The sequence below is a fragment of the Streptomyces davaonensis JCM 4913 genome (assembly GCF_000349325.1).
In the GTDB taxonomy this organism is placed as follows: Bacteria; Actinomycetota; Actinomycetes; order Streptomycetales; family Streptomycetaceae; genus Streptomyces; species Streptomyces davaonensis.
Window position 1 is genome coordinate 122,983 of record NC_020504.1, and the last position, 22,615, is coordinate 145,597.

The 22,615-nt window shown below is 70.2% G+C and carries 20 protein-coding genes and 5 pseudogenes; 16 read left to right on the forward strand and 9 right to left on the reverse strand.

Annotated features, from left to right (window positions below):
• Window positions 1-162: 162 nt before the first annotated feature.
• Window positions 163-624 (reverse strand): transposase family protein, encoded by a 462-nt coding sequence (locus BN159_RS00535; protein ID WP_269450976.1) that lies wholly within the window; start codon window positions 622-624, stop codon window positions 163-165.
• Between the two features lie 605 nt (window positions 625-1,229).
• Between BN159_RS00535 and ltrA the strand changes: the two genes are divergently transcribed.
• On the forward strand, window positions 1,230-2,621 hold the full coding sequence (gene ltrA / locus BN159_RS00540; protein WP_231905545.1) for a group II intron reverse transcriptase/maturase: 1,392 nt from the start codon (window positions 1,230-1,232) through the stop codon (window positions 2,619-2,621).
• Between the two features lie 109 nt (window positions 2,622-2,730).
• Here the strand turns inward: ltrA and BN159_RS43345 are convergent.
• A pseudogene (locus BN159_RS43345) lies at window positions 2,731-3,105 on the reverse strand (transposase family protein); the annotation flags it as partial.
• Window positions 3,106-3,415: 310 nt separating this feature from the next.
• Between BN159_RS43345 and BN159_RS00550 the strand changes: the two are divergent.
• Window positions 3,416-3,760, forward strand: coding sequence for a L,D-transpeptidase family protein (locus BN159_RS00550; protein ID WP_015654903.1), 345 nt, complete (start codon window positions 3,416-3,418; stop codon window positions 3,758-3,760).
• Window positions 3,761-4,131: 371 nt separating this feature from the next.
• Here BN159_RS00550 and BN159_RS00555 read toward each other — a convergent pair whose 3' ends face one another.
• Window positions 4,132-4,632 (reverse strand): hypothetical protein, encoded by a 501-nt coding sequence (locus BN159_RS00555; RefSeq protein WP_015654904.1) that lies wholly within the window; start codon window positions 4,630-4,632, stop codon window positions 4,132-4,134.
• 388 nt (window positions 4,633-5,020) lie between these two features.
• Here BN159_RS00555 and BN159_RS46660 point away from each other — a divergent pair, with 388 nt between their 5' ends.
• Window positions 5,021-5,698, forward strand: coding sequence for a hypothetical protein (locus BN159_RS46660; RefSeq protein WP_015654905.1), 678 nt, complete (start codon window positions 5,021-5,023; stop codon window positions 5,696-5,698).
• Here the strand turns inward: BN159_RS46660 and BN159_RS46665 are convergent.
• From BN159_RS46665 to BN159_RS00570, 3 genes are all read right to left on the reverse strand, one after another.
• Window positions 5,679-5,882 carry a class I SAM-dependent methyltransferase gene (locus BN159_RS46665; protein ID WP_331712337.1) on the reverse strand — a complete coding sequence of 68 codons (204 nt, stop codon included), beginning with the start codon at window positions 5,880-5,882 and terminating at the stop codon, window positions 5,679-5,681. The two genes, BN159_RS46660 and BN159_RS46665, sit on opposite strands and share 20 nt — an antisense overlap.
• 155 nt (window positions 5,883-6,037) lie before the next feature.
• Window positions 6,038-7,183 (reverse strand): YeiH family protein, encoded by a 1,146-nt coding sequence (locus BN159_RS00565; RefSeq protein ID WP_015654906.1) that lies wholly within the window; start codon window positions 7,181-7,183, stop codon window positions 6,038-6,040.
• Window positions 7,180-8,409 carry a TauD/TfdA family dioxygenase gene (locus tag BN159_RS00570; protein WP_041818664.1) on the reverse strand — a complete coding sequence of 410 codons (1,230 nt, stop codon included), beginning with the start codon at window positions 8,407-8,409 and terminating at the stop codon, window positions 7,180-7,182. The genes BN159_RS00565 and BN159_RS00570 overlap by 4 nt, the downstream gene beginning before the upstream one ends.
• A 97-nt stretch (window positions 8,410-8,506) precedes the next feature.
• Here BN159_RS00570 and BN159_RS00575 point away from each other — a divergent pair, with 97 nt between their 5' ends.
• The 10 genes and pseudogenes from BN159_RS00575 to BN159_RS00615 all read left to right on the forward strand — a co-directional run.
• Entirely contained in the window at window positions 8,507-9,529 is a 1,023-nt protein-coding gene (locus BN159_RS00575; RefSeq protein WP_015654908.1) for an AraC family transcriptional regulator, read from the forward strand.
• A 384-nt stretch (window positions 9,530-9,913) separates the two neighbouring features.
• A complete protein-coding gene (locus BN159_RS00580) occupies window positions 9,914-10,972 on the forward strand; it encodes a BKACE family enzyme (protein WP_015654909.1) in 1,059 nt (352 codons plus the stop codon).
• A 37-nt stretch (window positions 10,973-11,009) separates the two neighbouring features.
• Window positions 11,010-11,984 (forward strand): quinone oxidoreductase family protein, encoded by a 975-nt coding sequence (locus tag BN159_RS00585; RefSeq protein WP_015654910.1) that lies wholly within the window; start codon window positions 11,010-11,012, stop codon window positions 11,982-11,984.
• A gap of 77 nt (window positions 11,985-12,061) precedes the next feature.
• Window positions 12,062-12,961 carry a TauD/TfdA dioxygenase family protein gene (locus BN159_RS00590; RefSeq protein ID WP_015654911.1) on the forward strand — a complete coding sequence of 300 codons (900 nt, stop codon included), beginning with the start codon at window positions 12,062-12,064 and terminating at the stop codon, window positions 12,959-12,961.
• A gap of 34 nt (window positions 12,962-12,995) precedes the next feature.
• On the forward strand, window positions 12,996-14,336 hold the full coding sequence (locus BN159_RS00595; protein WP_015654912.1) for an MFS transporter: 1,341 nt from the start codon (window positions 12,996-12,998) through the stop codon (window positions 14,334-14,336).
• Entirely contained in the window at window positions 14,333-14,956 is a 624-nt protein-coding gene (locus BN159_RS00600) for an RBBP9/YdeN family alpha/beta hydrolase (RefSeq protein ID WP_015654913.1), read from the forward strand. Before BN159_RS00595 ends, BN159_RS00600 begins: the two co-directional genes overlap by 4 nt.
• On the forward strand, window positions 14,953-16,956 hold the full coding sequence (locus BN159_RS00605) for an acetoacetate--CoA ligase (RefSeq protein WP_015654914.1): 2,004 nt from the start codon (window positions 14,953-14,955) through the stop codon (window positions 16,954-16,956). Before BN159_RS00600 ends, BN159_RS00605 begins: the two co-directional genes overlap by 4 nt.
• 392 nt (window positions 16,957-17,348) lie before the next feature.
• A pseudogene (locus tag BN159_RS46675) lies at window positions 17,349-17,666 on the forward strand (hypothetical protein); the annotation flags it as partial.
• 252 nt (window positions 17,667-17,918) lie between these two features.
• Window positions 17,919-18,104: pseudogene (locus BN159_RS43360) on the forward strand (FxLD family lanthipeptide); the annotation flags it as partial.
• A pseudogene (locus tag BN159_RS00615) lies at window positions 18,077-18,760 on the forward strand (lantibiotic dehydratase); the annotation flags it as partial. The pseudogenes BN159_RS43360 and BN159_RS00615, both read left to right, overlap by 28 nt.
• Window positions 18,761-18,913: 153 nt before the next feature.
• On the opposite strand, the gene BN159_RS00620 reads toward BN159_RS00615, so the two are convergent.
• Together BN159_RS00620 and BN159_RS00625 are read right to left on the reverse strand one after the other, a co-directional pair.
• Window positions 18,914-19,255: a VOC family protein gene (locus BN159_RS00620; RefSeq protein ID WP_015654915.1), complete on the reverse strand. Its 342-nt coding sequence runs from the start codon at window positions 19,253-19,255 to the stop codon at window positions 18,914-18,916.
• Between the two features lie 4 nt (window positions 19,256-19,259).
• On the reverse strand, window positions 19,260-20,435 hold the full coding sequence (locus tag BN159_RS00625) for a Glu/Leu/Phe/Val dehydrogenase family protein (protein WP_015654916.1): 1,176 nt from the start codon (window positions 20,433-20,435) through the stop codon (window positions 19,260-19,262).
• Between the two features lie 77 nt (window positions 20,436-20,512).
• Here BN159_RS00625 and BN159_RS00630 point away from each other — a divergent pair, with 77 nt between their 5' ends.
• Entirely contained in the window at window positions 20,513-20,971 is a 459-nt protein-coding gene (locus BN159_RS00630; protein ID WP_015654917.1) for an Lrp/AsnC family transcriptional regulator, read from the forward strand.
• A gap of 80 nt (window positions 20,972-21,051) precedes the next feature.
• On the opposite strand, the pseudogene BN159_RS47625 reads toward BN159_RS00630, so the two are convergent.
• Window positions 21,052-21,312: pseudogene (locus BN159_RS47625) on the reverse strand (Tn3 family transposase); the annotation flags it as partial.
• 343 nt (window positions 21,313-21,655) lie between these two features.
• On the opposite strand from BN159_RS47625, the gene BN159_RS00640 reads away from it, so the two are divergent.
• Complete coding sequence (locus tag BN159_RS00640) at window positions 21,656-21,955, forward strand: hypothetical protein (RefSeq protein ID WP_015654919.1); 300 nt, start codon at window positions 21,656-21,658, stop codon at window positions 21,953-21,955.
• A gap of 26 nt (window positions 21,956-21,981) precedes the next feature.
• Window positions 21,982-22,614, forward strand: a complete 633-nt coding sequence (locus tag BN159_RS46685) for a class I SAM-dependent methyltransferase (RefSeq protein WP_015654920.1) — start codon at window positions 21,982-21,984, stop codon at window positions 22,612-22,614.
• Window position 22,615: the final 1 nt, after the last annotated feature.

Sequence of the window (22,615 nt, forward strand, 5' to 3'; positions counted from 1 at the left end):
ACCGAAAACGGCGGAAACAAGCCCATGTACTTGGGAGTGGCGGCAACTTCCCGGATGATGATGCCGCTCTTTCAATGTGGCTCTGGCCGTAGTCCCGGATGCTGTTGGTGATCTCTAGCCTCGATGTTTTGTGATTGGCCGTCAGCTCTGACTGAGCCTCTTTCATCCTGAATAGGTGCAGGTCAGGAGGGTGTGGACCGCCTGGACGATGGTGCCGACGCGGCGGGTCGAGCATCTGGCCCGCCGGAGCAGTCGCCAGGACTTCAGCTGTGCGAAGGCACGTTCTCCAGGAGCCCTCAGCCGGGCGTGATCACGGTTGAACTGCTGGTATGCCTCGGGTTGTTCGCGGTGGTGGTAGTAGGGGGTGCGAACGGTGGCGCCGGCTCCCTGATAGGCCCGGTCGGCGAGCACGAGGATCTGCCGGGTCAGGCACGCCTGGACGATGCCGTGGGCTCTGGCTGCGGTCAGGTCGTGGGTGCGCCCTGGTGTCGCACGCGAGAACCAGAGCGGGGTTCCGTCCGGCCGTGCGATGACTTGGACGTTCATGCCGTGCTTCTTGTGTTTCTGGGAGTGTGCGCCGTGAGGTGCTAGTTGTTCGAGTGGAGGTGAAAAGACCACCACCACCGTCCTGTCGCACCAGGGTGGTTGAAGCTGGGGGCAGTCTGAACCGGGAGGTGCCGGGGAGGGCGGGAAGCAGCCCCGACAAAGACCGGGACGTGTCAGTACTGCCAGATGGTGCGGGTCCGGCAAGCGAGACGGAGAGGAGTACGCGAGGAACCGGCGTCTACGCCTCCTTAAGGCACGCCAGCTCGAACCTGGTGGATCAGGGCTGGATGCCGTGCGTCCCTGCTGGATACTCGGCTGGCGGGGAACTTCCCGGGTGGTCTATTCGTGTCGCGCGGGAAGGCCACGGTGAAGTGCTGCGGGGTAGCCGTGGCGAGGCCGCGGGGGCATAGCCGGGCTCCTGCTCCGACGATCGAACACGGGAACCGTCCCGGTTCCGCCCTCCTGCCGCGCATCCAGCTCGGGCAGAGGGCTGGGTCCATCGTCGGCCGATCAGGCCGGGACGGGGCGGAGCCGCCGTAGTACTCCGAGTCGGGGAGAGCCCGGCACATGGGGAAGGGCGGCAGCGGTTTCGAGAAGAGAAGGAAGCTGCAATGCCGAAAGACGCACCGCTGAACAGCGGTGCTCCCGAGGCCCCGTCGGGGTCTCACCAGCGGGTATCGGGGATGCAAACCAAGCTTCACCGTTGGGCGGCGGCTGACCATGGCCGCAGGTTCGACGATCTGTTCAACATCGTTTGTGACCCGGCGACGCTGCTTGTGGCGTTCGAACGGGTCGCGGGCAACAAGGGAGCCCGGACCCCGGGCGTCGATGGCCTCACGGTCGTCAACGTCGAGCGGGAGCTCGGTCTCCCGAGCTACCTGGAGGAACTGCAACGCGTACTCAAGACGGGTGAGTTCCGCCCGCTGCCGGTGCGCGAACGCACGATCCCCAAGCCCGGCGGAAGCGGGAAGGTGCGCAGGCTCGGCATCCCCACCGTCTCCGACCGGGTGGTCCAGGCAGCCCTCAAGCTGGTGCTGGAGCCAATCTTCGAGGCCGACTTCCTGCCGGTCTCCTACGGTTTCCGGCCCATGCGGCGCGCACACGACGCGATCGCCGAGATCCACCGCTACGGCGCCCACGGCTACCGCTGGGTGCTGGACGCGGATATCGAGGCGTGCTTCGACTCCATCGACCACACGGCCCTGATGGACCGGGTGCGCGCGAGGGTCAAGGACACGCGCGTGCTGCGGCTGGTCAAGGCGTTTCTCAAGGCCGGCGTCCTCATTGAGGGCGGCGGCCGCGAGGAGACCTTCACCGGCACCCCGCAGGGCGGCATCCTCTCCCCGCTACTGGCGAACATCGCCCTGTCCGCGCTCGACAAGCACGTGATGGAGCCGTGGGAGCCGGGCGGGAGGATGTCCACCAGAGGCAGGCGGGCGCATCATCGTCTCCACGGCCGCGCGAACTGGCGCATCGTCCGCTACGCGGATGACTTCGTCGTCCTGGTCGACGGCAGCCGTGATGACGTCGCAAGTCTGCGCGAGGACATCGCCGACGTACTGCACCCTCTCGGGCTGAGGCTGTCACCGGCCAAGACCCAGATCGTGCACATGTCGGACGGGTTCGACTTCCTTGGGTTCCACATCCAGTGGCGCCGCAAGCGAGGCTCGAACAAGTGGTACGTCTACACCTTCATCGCCAGGAGACCCATCCGGCAGCTGAAGGACAAGATCCGCGCCCTGACGAACAGAACGTCGCAGCGGGACCCGGGGACCGTGCTGAAGAGGATCAACTCGATTCTGCGCGGCTGGGTCAACTACTTCAAGCACGCGGTATGCAAGACCACGCTGAAAGCCCTGGACCAGTTCGTATGGCGGCGGGTGACCAGCTGGTGGATGGTGCTGCACCGCTGGAGGTGGAAGGACGTCCGCCGACGCTTCACCGACCGCAACGGCCGGTGGCACAAGCTCTCGGCGGACGGGATCGAACTGTTCCCCATGGTCTCGACCGCGGTCACCCGCTACCGATACCGGGGCAACACGATCCCCAACCCCTGGACACTCAAGCTCGCTTGAACGGCAGAGACCGTGGAGAGCCCGGTGCGGTGAGAGCCGCACGCCGGGTTCGGCGAGCGGCACGGAGAAACGGACCGGTGGCAACACCGTCACCGCGCTCCGTGCCCACTGAACAGTACGGCTCGTCCGCCGCGACCCGGTCGGTGGGGATCAGGGTGCCGTCCAGGATCACGAAGTCGTCCTCGCCGCGACCGGTCAGCGCCTCGCGCAACCCGGGTGCCCAGGCGGCCAGGACGTCGACCGTCTCGTCCACGTAGCGCCAGGCTGTCGCTTCGGAGATGCCGAACCCGGCGCCGAGCTGGGCGAGCGCGAGCAGGGCTTGCCGGAAGCAGCTCAACTTCCGCCAACGGGTGCCTTGTTCACACCTTCGGGCATAGATGAGCCATGAGACATGCTCGACCAGCTCGTGCGGGACATCGGGCGTGGAAGGATACGGAACCAACGAAGCCCCCCCGGCCGTCGGCGTGTTGAGTGAGATCACCACACCAACGACGAGGGGCTTCGCCACGTCACCGCCCCTGACCAGCACGGTTCACCCGGCAGCCCGGGATGAAAGAGGTTCACTGACAATGACGCAGCCCCGCACGTCCCGCTCTGTTCCAGCCGCATCGGCGCGGCCTCGCCTGCACTGCACGTTCTCAACGGAATCTGAAAGTGATCACCGCTGAGAAAACCTCAGTGAGTAGGGTCATGCCCGAGGTGAGTGACCCGGCTTCGATCCAGTCGCGCTCGGAGGGTGACCAGAAGGATGCTCATGGGTTGCCGTGAGCTCTTCGATCCCGTCCTCTGTGGCAATGGAGAGTTCGTTGAAGTTCGTCACCGCCGACGACTGGTGGGTACAGGACCCGGAGTCCAAGTTCGACAACCAAAGGCACGGCGAGTCGGGCGCGGACTTCCCGCTCACAGAGTCCGGTGACCGAGGCAGCGAACACCTCATCAACTACCCCACCCAGTACGCCAAGGCCCTCGTCATCAACTTCAACCGCTCGCCAGCCACCCCCGGCCGCGGCGCAGGCATCTTCCTCCACGTCAACGGCAACGGCGCCACCGCAGGCTGCGTCTCCGTCCCCCGCGCCACCGTGGACCAGATCATGAACTGGATCACCCCCTCCGCCCACCCCCGCATCGCCATCGCCTGACCGGCCCTCGGCCGACACCCCCGATTGCATCTCAGGACTCCAGCGCAAGCCGATACCCGCCCTCCATACGCGCCCAGGTCAGCGCGCTCCCCTCGTCTGACCCGCCCCAGCCCTCCCACAGCTCCGCCGTGGTCCTGGGGGTTGAGGAGCAGCTTCGAGGGCAAGGGCATCGTCAGCGCCGAGTTCGCTGTATGGGCCGTTCCCGGCTGCTCCCAGGCCACCAAGATGCGCCTGGAGGATGCGCCGACCGTGTGCGCCGCACTGCAAGGCAGGCCCGCGACCGCAACCGTGAGGCGGTCTCCGGCCGACCCGGCAATGGAGCAGCCCAGGAGCGCTGTCCCGCCTGGCCGAGCTGCACCGCCGCCCCGCTGTCAGTGCACCGCGCTGAGGTAGTCGGCCAGGCCCACCTGGCCGATCCGTTCGAAGACGAGCGGGCTGGTGGATGCCGCGATCGCGCCCCCGACCGCCCCCAGTACCGCTGCGGTGTCGCGGAAGTCCGCCGGAAGGCCAGCGGCCGCGGCCGAACCACCGGTCATCGTGTACGCGCCGAGGATCGCACCGAGCAAGGCCTGCTCGCGGGGCAGACCATCCGTTGAACTTTGCACGATGTCCGCGATCGCCACCGCCAGGCCGCTGGATCCCGGACGCTGCCTGATCCTCTCCGCCTGCCCGGAGACATCGGCACTGTCGAAGACGAGCCTCGCGAGCCCGCGCAGCTCATCGACGTCCTCCCGGGTGAGACCCACAAGCGTCAGCCGCAGAAGGTGATAGTGCAGACGCCGCTGCGCCACGTCGTCGAAGACCCGATCCGCCCCCGAGCCGAACAGGTTGCCCGCCGCACGGGAGATGTCCTGCGTACTGCTGGTAGACATGCGCCGTCCTTCCAGATGCCGATGTCACCGGCCTCACCCAGGTGAGGCGCCCTCGGTCACCGGCCCCACTCCATTGCACGGGCCGGAACCGCTGGCTGTCCCGCTGGTCTGCGCCAGCAGGGCGACCCAGCCCACCCCGCAGCCCTCCGCGACACCAGCAGCTCGACACCGCACGTAACTCCCCCGCCGCCCGGGCCACCGGCCAAACACACGCCCCGCACCCCGTTTCCTCGCCGCAGCCGCAGCGGCAGCGGCAGCGGCCTCAAGATCTCAGCGCTGCCGAAGCTATCCACGTGCTGCCCGCTAACACCCCACCGCACCGGAGTTGCCCCCTGCACGCGGATGACGCAACGTCACAACAACAGGCAGTCGCGAACGGCTGGAGGCGATGCGACGCTGCACACCCCACACCCGCCTTGCCGCGTGGACCGTCACCCCGGCCGACCCCACCGCCCCAGTCATCGCCACCACCACCCCGTCCACCGCCGTGGCGGCCACCACCGACCAGCCCACCGCCGCCCTACGCACCACGGCAGTGGCCGCCGACCCGGCCACCTACGCGCAGCTGCTCATCAGCACGTGGCTGCACAGCAGCGCCGATGAGGCAACGAATGCACAGGCCCGTCGTGTGCAGTCGACGGGCCCGGACCTCGAACTTCCCGACCCGGCCGCGGATCCGCCACCGCCGGCGGAGCACCGTGCCCGCCGCGTCACCCGGCGTCCGCACCACCCCTGCGGGCGTAAGCAGCAGGTACTCCCATTCCATGATCCCCTCCCGCAGCGCACCGCCCGCCAGGCCGGTGAGGGCGGCATCCAGGGCGGGCGGCCGCTCGGGGTCGTCGGCCGGGTTCCGGTAGACCGCGACGGTCGGGCCGCAGGCGGGCTCGAAGAAGCCGCGTCACTCCTCCGGCTCCCCGAACATCTCTCACCGGATCGTCCGGCGGCGCCCCTCGACATCGGTGACGCGGTCGCCGCGCAGCGCACGCACATGCGTCTCCTGCCCCCACAGCGGCGGCTGCGCTCGGGAGGAGGCGGAGCAAACGGCTTCATCGTCGCGAACATCTGACCGATGAACCCCTCAGGGGTCCAGTTGAGCAACCCGATCCTGCCCCGGGCCGGCAGACCCGCACCAGCTCATCAGCGGCAGCCTGGTGGTGGGGGGCGAACATCACCCCGACACAGGACATCACCGTGTCGAAAGCGCCGTCCTCGAACGGCAGCGCCTCGGCATTAGCCTCCTGCCGGCTCAGCGCGGCACCGCGGGCCTCGGCCTCCTGTCAGGACGGCGATGTGGTGTGCCGTCGAGTCCCCCGGGTCACCGCACAGCGAGTACTGACGTACCGTTCCGTCTCCGGTCACCGCAAAACGGTGGCCGATGCGCAGGAAGAGGTTGTCGCCGTGACCCTCACCGGGCCAGGTCGAGGAAGTGGAAGGCCAGGCTGGTGGCGGTCACCACCAGCCAGAGGCAGCCTCCGAGGATCAGGGGCGCGGGGCCGGTGCGGCGCAGTGCGGCGGGCTGGGTGGAGAGACCGATCGCGGACAGGGCCACGGTGATCAGGAAGACGGCGAGTGTGCTGAGCGGTGCGTGGGCGGCGGAGGGGATGAGGCCGGCGGTGTTCACGGCCGCCAGAGCGAGGAAGCCGACAAGGAACCACGGCACCAGCCGACCGACGCGCAGCAGGCCGGCGTCACCGCGGCCGGGGCCTGCCGCGTGGGCGTCGTTCGCCGTGCCGGTCGCGCCCGCCGGTGCCTCCGCTTTCCGCGCGCGGCGGCGGGCGAGTGCGGCGAGGCCGAGGCAGATCGGGATGATCATCAGTGTGCGGGCCAGTTTGACCACCACCGCCTCGTCGGCTGCGGGGTCGCCGTAGGTGGCGGCCGCGGCCACCACCGAGGACATGTCGTTGATCGCGGTGCCGGCGAACAGGCCGAAGGCGTCCTGGCTCATGCCCAGCAGATGGCCGACAGCGGGGAAGGTCAGCACGGCCGCGATGTTGAATACGAAGATCGTGGAGATGGCGTAGGCCACCTGCGCCTCGGCTGCGCCGACGACCGGCGTGACCGCGGCGATCGCGGAGGCGCCGCAGATTCCGGTGCCCACCCCTATCAGGGTGCGCAGATCACGTACGACATCGAGACGGCGCCCGATCCAGTAGGCGGCCGTGAGACACGCCGCGAGGGTCCCCAGCATCACCGGCAGTGAGCCGACGCCGACCCGCAGCACCTGGCCCAGGGAGAGCTGCGCGCCCAGCACCACGACGGCAGCCTGGAGCACCCCGCGTCCGGCGAAGGTGATGCCGGGCCGCAGCCGTTGCCCGGGCCGCACCGCCACCGCCACCAGGATCCCGAGGACGACCGCGCTCACGGGCCCGCCGACGACGGGTGCCAGGCGCCCGGCCGCGGTCGCGACGAGGGCGATGGTGACGGCGAGGGTGAGCCCCGGCAGCCGGACGGCGCACCCGGTGAGTCGGGCGGTGATCGCGACACCATGCCTTTCGGCGGCGGGGCGCGGCCGGGTGGTTCGTGACCTGGACGGGTAGCTGGCGTTCGTCATGACGGATGGGTCCTCATTTCGTCTCGATGGGCGCGCGGCGGCGGACAGCCGCGGCCGGGGCTCGCCATGCCTGGACCCCGGGGGCGGATGACGTCGCGCGGGGCGACTCCGGTGCGGGTCGCGGGGCGCTCGGCTGCTCCGGCTGCCTGTTCGTCCGGGGTGGTGTCGTCGGGGCGGGCCAGCCACAGGCGCAGCAGATGGCGTTTGGCCTGCGGGGCGTCGAAGTCGTCGTAGGCCGAACGGCCGTGCAGGACCACGTGGTTGTCCAGGAGCAGGAGGTCTCCGGGGCCCAGGTGCAGTTCGAGCCGTAGGGCGGGGGAGGCGGCCGTGGTGTCGATGAGGGTGTAGAGCTCGCTGTCGACGTCCCCGACCCTGTCCGGCTCACTGTCACGGAACCCGTCGGCCAGGCGGTCGCGGTCGTAGCGCATGCTGGGTCGGTCCCCGTGCCGGGTGACCAGCGGGCAGAGCAGGGAGGTGTCCTCGCCGGATTCCTGCTCTGGCTGTCGGTCGAAAGGGTGCGTGCGGTACAGGTGCCGGGCCAGGTCGGGCCGGGCAGCGAGCACGGCGTTGTGCACGGCCGCGGCACTGGCCAGCAGCGTGTGCCCGCCCGCACGTGCGGGGCGCAGGCACAGCAGGCCCAGCAGATCGGACTCGGCGGTGTGGAACGGCATCGCCGCCCGGGTCCGGTAGGCGGGCGGCGCGCTGCCGCCGGGCGCGGCGCCGGCGTCCCGGACGTGGCACAGGGTGCGGCCGTCGGACGTCTGCGAGACGGGCCGGCCGAGGTACTGGCCGAGCCCGTGCAGCACGATGCCCGCCTCCGCCTCGCCGAGCAGGTTCGGTGGGACGCCCCTGAGGAGGACGAAGCCCCGGCCCCGGGTCAGTGCCGCCCCGGCGCGTTCAAGTACGGCGGAGAGGGTGGGCAGCGGGAAGTCGGCGACCGTCATCCGCAGCAGGGGCGCGGCGCGCCGTCGCACCGTGCGCACCGCCGTACGCAGCTCCTCCTGATGGCCGGCGGACAGGGTCAGGACCCAGTCGTCGCGGCCCGCCACAGCGGGCCCGCGCCACAGGGCGGGACCGGTGAACGGTGTGATCGGCACGGTCGTCGCATCCGGGGTTTCGGCCATGGTCGCCTCCGCGAGGTGGGAAGAGCCGGGCAGCTCGGAGACGGCCCGCGGCGGACGGGCGGTCGGCCGCCGGACCACCGCCGCGTGGCCGCGTGGCCGCACAGAACGGGGATGCTAGGAAAGGCGCGCGCCTCATGCTTGACGTACAGGGACGGGAAACTTAACTTCTGGGGACCCCGCCGTTCCCTGGAGCGTGTTCATGAGGCCTCTCGCCCGCACAGCAGCACTGAACGGCTACGTCGAGCTGAGCCGTTCACTCGGCCTGGATCCCCGGGCGCTGATGACGAGCGTGGGCCTGGACACCGCGGATCTCGCCGTCCAGGACCGCTGGATCTCCGGCACAGCCGTGGTGGGCCTGCTGGAGCTGTCGGCCGCGCGCTCGGGGCGTGAGGACTTCGGCCTGCTCCTGGCGGAGCGGCGGCGCTTTTCCAACCTGGGGCCGATCAGCCTGCTGGTGCGGGAGGAGCCGGACGTGCGCAGCGCGTTGGCCCTGCTGATCCGCCATCAGCACACTTACAACGAGGTCCTGCACGCCCGGCTGTCGGAAGGCCACGGGGTGGCCACGCTCAAGATCGACATCGAGCTCGGCGAGCCGCGGCCGGCCCGGCAGGCGACGGAGCTGGCCGTGGGCGCCTTCCACCGAGTGCTGTGCGGATTCCTCGGCCCGCTGTGGCGACCGGCGTCGGTGTGTTTCACCCACCGGGCGCTGCGTGACAGCGCGGCACACCGGCGTCTGTTCGGGCCGGTGGTGGAGTTCGACTGCGACTTCAACGGCATCGTCCTCTACACCGAGGACCTGGACGCCCCCAACGCCATGGCCGACGCGCAGCTGCGCAGCTACACCCGGCAGTACTTCGAGCCCGTCGCCGCCCCCAGGGAGGCCACCGAGGCCGACCGCGTGCGCGACCTGATCGAGGCGCTGCTGCCGACCGGGCGCTGCTCGATCGAACAGATCGCGCGCAGCCTCGACGTCGACCGGCGCACCGTGCACCGCCATCTGGCCCGGTCCGGCCAGACGTTCTCGTCGCTGCTCAACACGATCCGCAGAGCGCTCGCCGAACAGTTCGTCGCCAACCCCAGCCGTTCCCTCACCGAGGTCGCCACCCAGCTGGGATTCTCCTCGCTCAGCGCGTTCTCCCGCTGGTTCCACCAGCAGTTCGGCACCAGTCCCCGGCAGTGGCGCAAGACGCGCACCGGTCAGACGGGGCCGGACGCAGGCTGAGCGGCAGGACCCGGGCCGCCGGACGGCACCGCGCCGCCTGCGGTGGTGCCCCTCAGAGCGAGGGGACGCCGCACCGAGACCTCCGGCAGCGGGCCGATGGACGGCACCGCACCGTCACCGGGTGCGTCCCCGATGGACAAGTCAGCTGTCACCACAGGCAAAGCAGGGGCCTGCCGTCGGCCCTACCTTGGCACCACCGCGCAGGCGGTCGGCCTTCCGGAGGGAACCCTTCTCAACTCCCTGAGGGACCTCCCTCCGGAAACCGGCCCCCGGCCCTTTCCGGGCCCTTCAACCCGAACAGCGCGGCCGCCACCGCCACAGGACGTGTCGGCCGTCCGCTGCCCGTTCTGTGAAGCCGTCTCCCGATGCCAAGGAGAAGCACCCGTGCACTTCCACGACGACTCCCTCTTCCCGGAGAACCAGGAGAAGCTGGTGATCCAGGCTGCGCCGTACGGCCCCGAGTGGCTGCCCGGGGACGCGGACGACCTGCCCCTGACCATGGACGAGCACGTGCAGGCGGCCGTCGACTGCTACAACGCCGGCGCGACGGTGCTCCACATCCACGTGCGGGAGCTGGACGGCAAGGGCTCCAAGCGGATGTCCATGTTCAACGAGCTGCTCGGGCGGCTGCGCGAGGCCGTGCCGGACATGGTGCTCCAGATCGGCGGTTCCATCTCCTTCGCCCCCGAGGGCGAGGGCGGCGACGCCAAGTGGCTCGCCTACGACACCCGCCACCTGCTGGCCGACCTCACGCCGGCACCGGACCAGGTGACCATCGCCATCAACACCAGCCAGATGAACATCGTCGAGATCATGAACGACGATGACCTGGAGGGCACCTCCATCGCGAAGCCCGACTACTACCGGGCCTACCGCGACATGGTCGTCGAGGCCGGCCCCGAGTTCTACCTGGAGCACCTCCAGCGCCTGCACGCGAACGGCATCCAGCCGCACTTCCAGCTCGCCCACCTGGCCCAGCTGGAGACCGTCGAGCGGCTGATCCGCTCCGGCGTCTACACCGGCCCGCTCATCCTCAACTACGTGGCCATCGGCGGTGGTTTCGCCGGCCGGCACCCCGCCGACCTGGTCGAGTTCATCCGCCGGGTGCCGGACGGGGCCGTGCTGACCATCGAGAGCTCCATGCGCGCCGTGGCTCCGATGAACGCCGTCGCCATCGCCCTCGGCCAGCATGTGCGCGTCGGCAACGAGGACAACCTCTGGCGGGCCAAGGGCGAGCGGATGTCGTCGGTGGCCCAGGTCGAGCAGATGGTGCAGATCTCCGAGGCACTCGGACGGGACATCGCCACCGGAGCCGACGCCAAGCGCATCTACCGCCTCGGCGAGTACTACAGCGACGCCGACGAGACCCTCGCCCGCCTCGGCATGGTGCCCAACCGCCGTCCCGGGCAGCGCGGCTTCATGCTCCGCGACGCCCAGGCCTGACCCCCCTCCCCCACCCCGCGACCCCTCGGAGTTCCTCGTGGCACATGCCGTCCGCTTCTACGAAACCGGTGGCCCTGACGTCCTCACCTGGGAGGAGGTGTCCGTCGGCGACCCCGGGCCGGGCCAGGTGCGGATCCGGCACGAGGCCGTCGGCCTCAACTTCGCCGACACCTACTTCCGTACGGGGCTCTACCCGGTCCGGCTGCCCGACGGACTCGGCGTCGAGGCCGCCGGCGTGGTGGAGGCCGTCGGCGAAGGCGTCACGCACGTCGCCGCGGGGGACCGGGTGACGTACACCGGCAGCCCGCTCGGCGCGTACAGCACCGAACGGGTCATGGACCCCTCGCACCTGATCCCGTTGCCCCAGGAGATCAGGTGCGAGACGGCGGCCGCGATGACCATGCGCGGCCTGACGGCGGCCTACCTCCTGCGCAGGATCCATCCGCTGCGCGAGGGAGACACGATCCTGCTGCACGCCGCCGCCGGCGGCGTGGGCCTGATCGTGGCCCAGTGGGCCGCACTGCTCGGTATCCGTGTGATCGGAACGGTCTCCAGCGAGGAGAAGGCGGAGCTCGCCCGCGCACACGGATGCGAGCACGTCATCCGCTACCGGCACGAGAACGTGGCCGAGCGGGTGCGGGAACTGACCGACGGCGCGGGTGTGCCGTTGGTGCTCGACAGCATCGGCAAGGACACCTTCGCCGGCTCGCTGGCCTCGCTGTCCCGCCGTGGACTGCTGGTCTGCTTCGGCACCGCTTCCGGCCCCGTGCCGCCCATCGACGCCATGCAACTCGCCGTCCACGGCTCGCTGTTCGTCACCCGGCCCGCTCTCGCCGACTACATCGCCGACCCTGCCGAACGCGACGTTCTGGCGGGAGAGCTGTTCGCGCACGTCTCCTCGGGGCACATCGCCATCGAGATCAACCAGCGCTACGGGCTCGACGACGCCGTCCAGGCCCACCGCGACCTGGAAGCCGGACGCACCACCGGGTCCTCCGTCTTCACCCTGTGAGCCACTTGCCTTCGGGCAGGCCCAGGGATCCCTGTGAGCACCGCACCCTCCTCCCCCATCGTCTGGAGTGAGCACGCATGACCGACATCCTCTCCTCCGCCCCGCCGACCGGCTCGCGGCGCACCTCGATCGACGTGGAACCGCTGACCTGCACCATCGGAGCCGAACTGCGCGGGGTGAGCCTCGCCGACGCGGCCCGCGACGACGACCTGTTCGCCGAGATCAAGGGGCTGCTGCTGCGGTACAAGGTCCTCTTCCTGCGGGACCAGGATCTCTCGCGAGCCGACCATGTCGCCTTCGCCTCGCGCTTCGGTCCCCTGGAGGACCACCCCGTCGCCGGCAGCGACCCCGACCACCCCGGACTCGTCCGGATCTACAAGGATCTCGACAGTCCCCCGGAGCACTACGAGAACGCCCTGCACACGGACGGCACCTGGCGGGTCAACCCCTCGATGGGCGCCGTACTGCGCTGCGTCGAATCACCTCCGGTCGGCGGCGACACGATCTGGGTCAACATGGCGGAGGCCTACCGGCGGCTCCCCGACCACGTCAAGGCCCGTATCGAGGGCCTGCGCGCCCGGCACAGCATCGAGGCCACCTTCGGCGCCGTGATGCCGAAGGAGCAGCGCCACGCGCTGAAGGAACGGTTCCCCGACGCTGAGCACCCCGTTGTGCGCACCCACCCCGAGACGGACGAGAAGATCCTCTTCGTCAACGCCTTCGCCACGCACTTCGTCAACTACCACACCCCCGAGAACGTCCGCTTCGGCCAGGACTACGCGCCGGGCGCGAGCCACCTGCTGACCTACCTGATCAGCCAGGCCGCGATCCCCGAGTACCAAGTGCGCTGGCGGTGGACCCCCAACAGCGTGGCCATCTGGGACAACCGCTCCACCCAGCACTACGCCGTCCAGGACTACTGGCCCGCCGTCCGCAAGATGGAGCGCGCCGGAATCGTCGGCGACAGACCCTTCTGACCTGCCCCTTTCCCCAGCAGTCGAGGTGATGACAATGGAGTTTCACACCACTGCGCAGCCCACGCCCCCGAACGCGTCGGCCTGGCCCGTCCCCAGACGCTATGCCTGGACGGTCTTCGCCCTCAGCTTCGGCCTGCTGCTCTCGGACTACATGTCCCGTCAGGTCCTCAACGCCGTCTTCCCCATGCTCAAAGCCGAATGGCTGCTGTCCGACGCCGCCCTGGGATCGCTCAGCGGCGTCGTGGCCCTGGCCGTCGGCGTACTCACCTTCCCCATGTCCCTCATGGCCGACCGGTGGGGCAGGGTCCGCAGCCTGCTGCTCGCCGCCACCCTGTGGAGCGTGGCCACCTTGGGCTGCGCCGTGTCGGCGAACTACGGCGAGATGTTCATAGGCCGTCTCTTCGTCGGCATCGGCGAGGCAGCGTACGGCAGCGTGGGGATCGCCGTCGTGCTCAGCATCTTCCCCGTCACCCTGCGCGCCACGCTGTCCGGCGCGTTCATCGCCGGTGGCGCCTTCGGCTCCGTGCTCGGCGTGGCCATCGGAGGCGCCGTGGCCCAGGCGGCCGGCTGGCGCTGGGCGTTCGCCGTGATGGGCATCTTCGGCCTGGTGCTCGCCGCCGTGTACGGCTTCGTCGTCAAGGAAAGCAAGCTGGCTCCCCGCGAGCGGCCCGTCGACGACGAGGACAGCGGCAAGGACCCCGCACAGCTGCGCGGCCTGCTGCCCCGGCTGTTCTCTTCCGTCTCCGTGATCAGCGCCTACGTCGGCAGCGGACTCCAACTCTTCGTCGCCGCCACGCTCCTGGCCTGGCTGCCGAGCTTCTTCGACCGCTACTACGGCATGGCGTCGGCCAAGGCGGGCGCGACCGCGGGCGGCTTCGCGCTGGTCATCGGCCTGGGGATGATCCTCGGCGGTCTCGTCTCGGACCGCGTCAGCTCCACGGCTCCCAGCCGCAAGTGGGCCGTCGCCGTCGGCTGCAGCCTCGGCTCGCTGCTCCTGCTGAGCACTGCCTTCCAACTCCCCACCGGACCAGGTCAGTTGCTGGCCCTGAGCCTGGGCTGCCTGCTGTCGGCCGGCTCCGCCGGACCCGCGGCGGCCATGGTGGCGAATCTGACGCCCGCCGCCGTCGCCGCGACCGCGTTCGCCACCCTCACCCTGGCCAACAGCCTGCTGGGCCTCGCCCCGGGCCCCGCCGTCACGGGCGCGCTCGCCGACCGTATCGGCCTGCTGGGCGCCCTGCGCGTCGTTCCCCTCGTCGCGATCGCCGCCACCGTGGCCTTCCTGATCGGCCGGCGCTGGTACGCCCGCGACCTCCTCCGCCTCGACGCTCCGGCCGAGAAGGCGCAGCCCAAGCAACCGTCGGAGACAGGTTCATGAGTTCCACCCCGCAATCCACCGTCGTCATCGTCCCCGGACTGCGCGACCACGTCGCCGATCACTGGCAGACACGCCTGGCCGAACGGCTCGCCGAAGCAGGCCGAACCGTGCGCACCGTTCCCCCGCTGGAGGGCGAGCGCCTCGCCCTGGACGCCCAGGTCGCCAACCTGGCCGCGACGCTCGCATCTCTGCACGGGCCTGTGCTGCTCGTGGCCCACAGCGCGGGTGTCATCACCACGGTGCACTGGGCGGCGCGCCGCAAAGCCCAGGTTCGCGGCGCGCTCCTGGCCACCCCGCCGGACTTCGAGACCCCGCTGCCGCACGGCTACCCCACCCCCGCCGAACTCGCCCGGCACGGCTGGACGCCCGTGCCCCGCGGGCGGCTGCCCTTCCCGAGCATCGTCGCGGCCAGCGCCAACGACCCGCTGTGCACACCGGACCGCGCCGCCGCACTGGCCCGCGGCTGGGGCAGCCATCTCGTGGAGCTCGGCGCGGTCGGCCATCTCAACCCCGCCTCGGGCCACGGCGAGTGGCTCCTGGCCGAGGAACTGATCGGCCAGTTGGAGTCGAACGCCGTCTCCCTTCCCCTGGGCGCGACACCCGCCGGAGAACGCGGATGACACCCGACCCCGATCTGCTGTGGACACCAGGGCCTCGCGAGACCGAGGACTCCAACGTCGCGCTGTTCATGGCATGGCTGTACGAGACACGCGGCCTGAGCTTCACCGACTACGCCGAGCTGTGGCGATGGAGCTCCACCGATCTGCCCGCTTTCTGGTCGGCGGTGTGGGAGTACTACGGGCTGGACGCGGTCACCGGATTCGAGGAGGTGCTGGCCGACGCCACCATGCCCGGAGCCCGCTGGTTCACCGGCGCACGCCTGAACTTCGCCGAACGGTGCCTCGCCCAGGCCAACGACGAGCGTCCGGCCCTGGTGAGCGTGACCGAGGGCGGCGAACCGGCCGAGATGTCCTGGGACCGGCTGCGCCGCGAGGTGGCGGCCGTGTCCGACGCGCTGCGCCGGATGGACGTACGGCCCGGCGATTGCGTCGCCGGGTACCTCACGAACCTCCCGCAGGCGGTGGTGGCCCTTCTCGCCACCGCCGCGGTCGGGGCCGTGTGGACCGTCTGCTCACCCGACTTCGGCACCCCGAGCGTACTCGCGCGGCTGCGGCAGGCCCAGCCGAAGGTCCTCGTCGCGGCGGACGGCTACCACTACGCAGGCAAGGACCACGACAGACGCTCCACGGTCACCGAACTCCTGGACGGCCTGCCCACGGTCAGCCACCTCCTGGCCGTCGACAACATCCTCCCGCCGCAGACAGACGCATGGCCCGTACGGCCCGGCGTCACGGTCCACGCCTGGTCCGCGCTGCCGGCCACCGACGGAGCGCCGGTCTTCGAGGACATGCCCTTCGACCACCCGCTGTGGATCCTCTGGTCCTCCGGAACCACCGGTATCCCCAAGGGGATCGTGCACGGGCACGGCGGCATCGTCGTCGAACTGCTGAAGGCACTGGGACTCGGCGCCGACCTGCGTCCCGACGACCGATTCCTGTTCGTCACCTCCACGAGCTGGATGGTGTGGAACTTCCTCGTCGGCGGCCTCCTGCACGGCAGCACGATCGTCCTGTACGACGGCAGTCCCACGCGCCCCGACGCCGCCGGCGCCTGGCGCGTCGCCGAACGGACCGGCGCGACCATGGTCGGGGTGGGCGCCGCCTACCTCGCGGCCGTGGAGAAGTCCGGCCTGCACCCGGCAGCCAAGTGCGACCTCAGCGCCGTGCGCTCGGTCCTCCAGACAGGCTCGGCCATGGCGACCAGCACCTGGCGGTGGGTCAGCGAACGGCTCACCCCCGGGATATGGCTCCAGTCGATCTGCGGCGGCACCGACATCTGCTCCGTCCTCGCGGGTGGCTCACCGCTCCTTCCCGTCCGCGCCGGCCGCATCCAGGGCCCGGCGCTCGGCGTGGCACTGGCCGCTTGGGACGAGTCGGGCCGGCCCGTGACCGGCGAGCAGGGCGAGCTCGTGGTGACCGCCCCGATGCCGTCCATGCCGCTGCGCTTCGTCCAGGACCCCGGTGAGGTGCGCTACCGGGCGAGCTACTTCGACACCTATCCGGGAGTGTGGCGGCACGGCGACTGGGTGACGGTGGGGGAAGACCACTCGGTCGTCGTGTCCGGACGTTCCGACTCCACGCTCAACCGCAGCGGCGTGCGCATGGGTTCGGCCGACATCTACACGGTGGTGGAACAGCTGCCCGGCATCACGGACAGTCTTGTCGTGGGAGTGGAACAGCCCGACGGGGGCTACTTCATGCCACTGTTCGTCGTGACAGAGGACGACACGAACTGCGGCGGTGAGCTCGACGGCCCTCTGCGGGAGCGGATCACGGCGGCCATCAGGCAGCGGCTGTCCCCACGCCATGTGCCAGACGTGGTCGTACGAGTGCCCGCCCTGCCCCGCACACAGACCGGGAAAAAGCTCGAAGTCCCCGTCAAACGGCTCCTGCAGGGCGCACGTGTGAGCGATGTGGTGGGCCAGGGCGCCGTGACGGACGTCCAGATGCTCTCTTGGTTCGCGGAATACGCAAACCGGGCCGACGGCGGTGTGACGTGATCGAGGATGCGGTCCGCCCCAGCATTCGAAATCCCGAACCGCGGCGCCACTTGCCGCAACGTGACGTTCATACGCCACTACGTCGTCACCAGCAGCACCCCCTCGTCCGGCACGCGCAGCGGTATACGGCCACAGACGACGGGAAGTCTGCCGGCGAGCGGCTGGTACTCACGGATAGTTGGCCATTCTCCTCAGAGGCATGCGGCCAACGTGGTCTCGACGCCGCCGCGAAAGTGCGGGTGAGCTCATGCTCAGCGTCCGTCGTGAACGTTACGTGCCCGTCATCTCCGCCACAAGTCGGCGCATGGCGAGCGTCACCGGATGCTCATGCCCTAGCCGACGCTGTTGGAGCCGGAGAACCTGCGCATAGAGTTGCGTAGCCTCCACCGTGCAGCTGGCGCCAGGACGCCACCACACTCATCGGCCCGCTTCTCGGTCTACCACCCCTCCCCTACATCAACCTCCCACGTCCCCAGATCACCACCAGCCACCCCAACGGCTACCTCTGGAAACGCGACCACGTAGACACCTGGCTCGCAGACGCACCCGCCATCTGGATCGACGACGACTTCACCGATCTCGACCACCGGTGGGCCGCAGAACGCAGCGCGCGCGGCCCGGCCACCCTGCTTCTAAAGCCGCATCCTCGCACCGGGCTAACGGCCGAGCATCTGGTCCAGGTCCTGAGCTGGGCCGTGCAATGGCCCAGCACACCAACAGACACCCCCGACGTTCCCAACGCAGCCACAGCGGCGTGGCGCGCCCACACCGCAGTCACGAACCCGGCCCGCACACGGCCACCGCCCGAACAAGCCGGCGACTTTCTCCACGGAGCACGTCCCCTCCTGCCGGGCGGCCGGGAGCCGTCCCCGGGAGCAGCCATCCGGCAACGCTCCCATGGCGGCACCCGGTGGGCGATCCAGCCCCATAACACCACAACGATTGCAGGGAGTTGAAGGACGACGCGCAGCACCACAGTTCCCAGCCGCACCCAAGTACGCCCGCAGGCCGCGGGGGCGTTGGACAGCTTCGACCTGGACGTCTCCCTCGTCGAGATCGCCGACCCGGCGGGCCTGGTCAACCTGACGGACGACAACTGCGGGTCCACCCGCGGCGCCCGCGCGGACGGTTCCGGCTGGAGACCGTGAGCGTGTCCCGTGGCGCCGGCGTCTCCACAGGCCGATTCCTCAGCGTGCTGTCCCCCGCCGACCGGGAGGCCCTGGCCGCCGAGCTTGCCGACCTCCCGGCCGCAGACGGCAACACGATGCCCGCGCAGCTCCCTTTCCCACCCCTGCCCCCCGAGAGCGCCCCCACGTCACCCTCACCCCACAGGTGCCACCCACCGTGATCAGCCTTCAGGAGCACCGCGTCCCGCAGGACACCGTCCTCACCCCGGAGGACTTGGCCGTGGGATGCGACGGCCGCCGCATGCACCTCGCCGTCCCCGAGCACGGCCACCGCGTGGAGGCCGTCGGGATGCACGCGCTGAACCTGCGCACCCACACCCCGCCACTGGTGCGGTTCCTCACCGAACTGTCCCGCGCCCAGTGCGCACAGGTCACCGCCTTCGAGTGGGGCGCCGCAGCAGCGATGCCGTTCCTTCCACGTCTGCGGTACGGCCGCATCGTGCTGGCCCGGCACGCTGGCGGCTGGAAGCGCCCGAACTGCCCGGCCATGCCCGCCCTCGGGCCGAATGGGACGCCGCGCTCGCCGCCTGGCGCGCCGGCGGAGCCTGCCGCGCCCGCGTCCACCTCTTTGAGGACGACCTGCGCCTCTTCCTCGACTCGACGAGGCCGGCCACCGTGCGCGACGAGCGTCGCGCACGGTGATGATTCACTGCACGAGGTGCGGCGTTCAATGAGGTTGGCGTCGCGCCGCCGGCGGTGGCCCACGCGTTCCCGCTGAAGCTCCGTTGCCGGTCTGTGTCGCTGCCGAGAGCACGGGGGCGTGGCGCGGGTCAGTAGTACTGGGCCAGGCAGAATTCGTGTTCTTCAGGATCGGCCATCACGACGACCACGCCCTCGTCGTAGTCGTGGCGTTCGCCGGTGAACCGGCCGCCGAGGGCGACGACCTGGGCGATGTCGTCGACCACGACGTCGAGGTGCAGGCGCGCCTTGCCATGTTTCGGCTCCTTGACAGGCTGGAAGACGAGGCGCGGCTGTGGGTCGCCGCGCTGGCCGAGGTACACCCAGCCAGGCTGGGACGGCCCCCTCTGGCGGTCAAGAAGGACGCTCCAGAAGGCCGCCACCCGTTCCACGTCGATGCAGTCGATGGTCACTCCGCCCCAGTGGTTCGCCATGTTGTCAGCACCCCCTTTTTGTTGTCGCGTGGGATGTCGGCGGCTCGGACTCCATCGGCCCGGCAGCCCGCGAGGTCAGGGGCAGCGCTGCGCTGCGAGTCGGGGACGAGCGTCCGTGGCGAACCCGTTGCTCGGCGAGTTGCCTGGCCGCGATCGCGGGCGTGGTCCGGTGGGTCCGGGCCGTGTGGAAAACCTGTCGGAGCGTAGCTGCAATGCCCTGGATGCGCTCGGTCAGCCGTTCCTCGGACTCCTGGCGCAGCTCGACACCGGTGGCGTGGATGACTCCGCCGGAGCTGACGACTACGTCCGGCGCCCAAAGGATGCCCCGTGCCGCGAGGAGACGGGCGGTGGCCGTTTCGTCGAGTTGATTGTTGGCCGGGCCGGCGATGGCGGCACACCGCAGCAGCGGCACCGTGCCGGCGGTCAGCAGGCCGCCGAGCGCGGCCGGCACGAGGATGTCGACCTCCGCGGTGAGGGCGTCGTCTGGATCCACCCAGGTCGCACCCAACTCCTCGGCCAGGCTGCGTCTGGCCGCCTTGACGTCGGTCACGACGAGCCGCGCGCCAGCCCGGTCCAGGAGCCGGGCCACGTGGGCGCCGACCGCACCCAGGCCGATCACCCCGAAGGTCCGGCCGGCGAGCTCCGGTGAGCCGAAGGCCTCGTCGGCCACCGCGCCCAGTGCCGCCAGGGTGCCGCGCGCGGTGTGGAGGGAGGAGTCGCCGCTGCCGCCGTCCTCGACGGGCCGGCAGCAGACATGGGTGGTGCGGCTGCCGATCACGGACATGTCGACCGGACTGCTTCCCACGTCCGGGCCTGCGATGTAGCGGCCGCCGAGCGACTCGATCGCGTCGCCGAGGTCGTGGAGCAGTGCCGTGCGCTCCTCTCCGGCCGGCCGGGCTGCGGTCGGGAGGGCGACGACTGCCTTTGCGCCGCCGTGTTCCAGACCTGCCAGCGCGTTCTTCTCGGTCATCGCTGCCGCCAGCCGCAGCGCGTCAGCGATCGCGGCGGCCGGGTCGGCATAGTGAGCGATCCGGCACCCGCCGGCCGCCGGACCAAGAGCGGTCGAGTGGATCGCGACGTTGATCGCGAGTCCGCTGCGGCTGCCGCGTACGACCTGTACCAACTCGTGTGAAGGATTCGGGATGTTGAGGGACAGAGCTTGCTCAAGTGCGACTGTCATGGCGTGAAGCTAGCCGTTCGAACAAGGCCAGGGGCTATCAGGCGAATAGAATTCGGCACGGGGCTCATACTCGCCGCATGGACGAACTTGATTCGGCGATCGTCCGGCATCTGCAGCGCGATGCGCGGCAGACCAACCGCGACCTCGCCCGCACCCTCGGCATCGCCCCGTCGACCTGCCTGGAACGCATCCGCGCACTGCGCGCCCGCGGGGTCATCACCGGCTACCACGCCGCTGTCGACCCGGCCGCCCTGAACCGTCACGTCCAGGCGCTCATCCACTTCCAGATCCGCCCCCTCAGCCGGCCGGTCATCGAGGCGTTCAAGACCTATGCCGCCACCCTGCCCGAGGTCAGCACGGTCTACGTCGTCACCGGCGGCGACGACATGATCGTGCACGTCTCCGTACCAAGCGTCGACTACCTCCACGGCTTCCTCATGGACAAGTTCACCGAGCGCCGCGAAGTCGTCGGATTCCGTACCTCTGTGATCTACCAACACACCCACAATCAAGTGATCTCACCCCTCACGCCCTGACCCGCCAGGCCGGCCCCGCCCCGTTCGAGGCACAGCCACCGGTACCGACGACCCATGCCGACGCACAGCTCGGCCCACTCGTCGGCGCTCTCGTCGTCACCGTCGAGCCCGACCGCGTCCGGGCCGCGCAGCGGCCGCAGGCTGCCGCCGGCAGCGACGGACGCGGTAAAGCCGCAGCGGCCGAGGACGGTGAGATTCTCGTGCTTGAGCGGGGACAGGCGCGCGATGCCCCCGTCCCGGATCTCGTGCCCCTCGGCGCGCAGCCGGGCGACGGCAGCGTTGATGTACCGGGTGGCCCAGAGCACCATGGCGTCCAGGACCAGGCCCAGCGCGCCGAGTTGGCCTGCTGGCGGCGCCTGGCGGCCTGGAACGAGGCAGGTGTCCGGGACCAGCTGCACCAACTGCTGCTGAACAAGCTACGGTCGAAGAACCAGCTGGACTGGCCGCGGGCGGTGATCGACTCCTCCCGTGTCAGGGCCGCACACCGCAGCCCAACAGCGGCCCCAGCCCGGTCGACCGCACACGCCCGGGCAGCACACACCACCTCATCACCGACGGCCAGGGCATCCCCCTCGCGGTGTCACTGACCGGCGGCAACCGCAACGACGTCACCCAGCCCCGGCCCCTGCTCGACAAGATCCCGGCCGTGGCGGAAACCGCCGGCCGGCCCCGCAGGCGACCGACATGCCCTTCGCGGACCGCGACTACGACCACGACACGTACCGCCGGCCCCTGCGCCAGCCAGGCAACCAGCCCGCCATCCCCGAACGTGGCCAACCGCACGGCACCGGCCCGGTCACCCTCCGCTCGGCCGTCGAGCAGACCATCTCCCGGCTGCACGGCTTCCGACGCCTGCGCATCCGGCGGGAACAACGCGACGACATCCACCAAGCCCCCCTCGCCCGCGAACACGGAGGCAGCCCCGACATCCGGTCCCGCGCACTCAACACAGCACGATCACAGCTCACCGACCCCGCCACCTGACCGCCCCCGCCAAGGGTCATGGCCCCATGCCCACCAGCTACCAGCTCCGCGCCACCACCCACCAGCTCCACGCCCGAAACCTCACCGACCACACCGCCACCGAAGCCGCCCTCGGCCACACCGACGACCAACTCGAACACCACCTCGCGGCCAACGGCGCCGGGTTCCTCGACGGCTCGGCGCTGCGGTGTGGATCCAGGCTGGCCTCATACCTGGTCAGGCGGAGAAGGGGCGTCGGCATGGCGGTGGACCGGCAGGAGGAACTCGCCGAGGCGCAGCGTGAGCACTGGCAGCAGACATACGGCGAGCATCCCGGCATGTACGGCGAGGAGCCGTCCGCGCCGGCGGTCCATGCAGCTGCGGTGTTCCGCTCCGCCGGTGCCCGCGAGGTGCTGGAGCTGGGTGCCGGGCACGGTCGCGACGCCCTGCACTTCGCCCGCCAGGGTCTCTCGGTACTGGCCACCGACTTCAGCCCGGTGGCCCTGGAGCAGCTGCGCGAGGCAGCCGCCTCGCAACAGGTCGCCGAGAACGTGACCACGGCGGTCCACGACGTGCGCGAGCCGCTTCCGCTCGCGGATGCCTCAGTGGACGCCGTCTTCGCGCACATGCTGCTGTGCATGGCCCTGTCCACCCCACAGATCCACGCCCTGGTCGCATAAG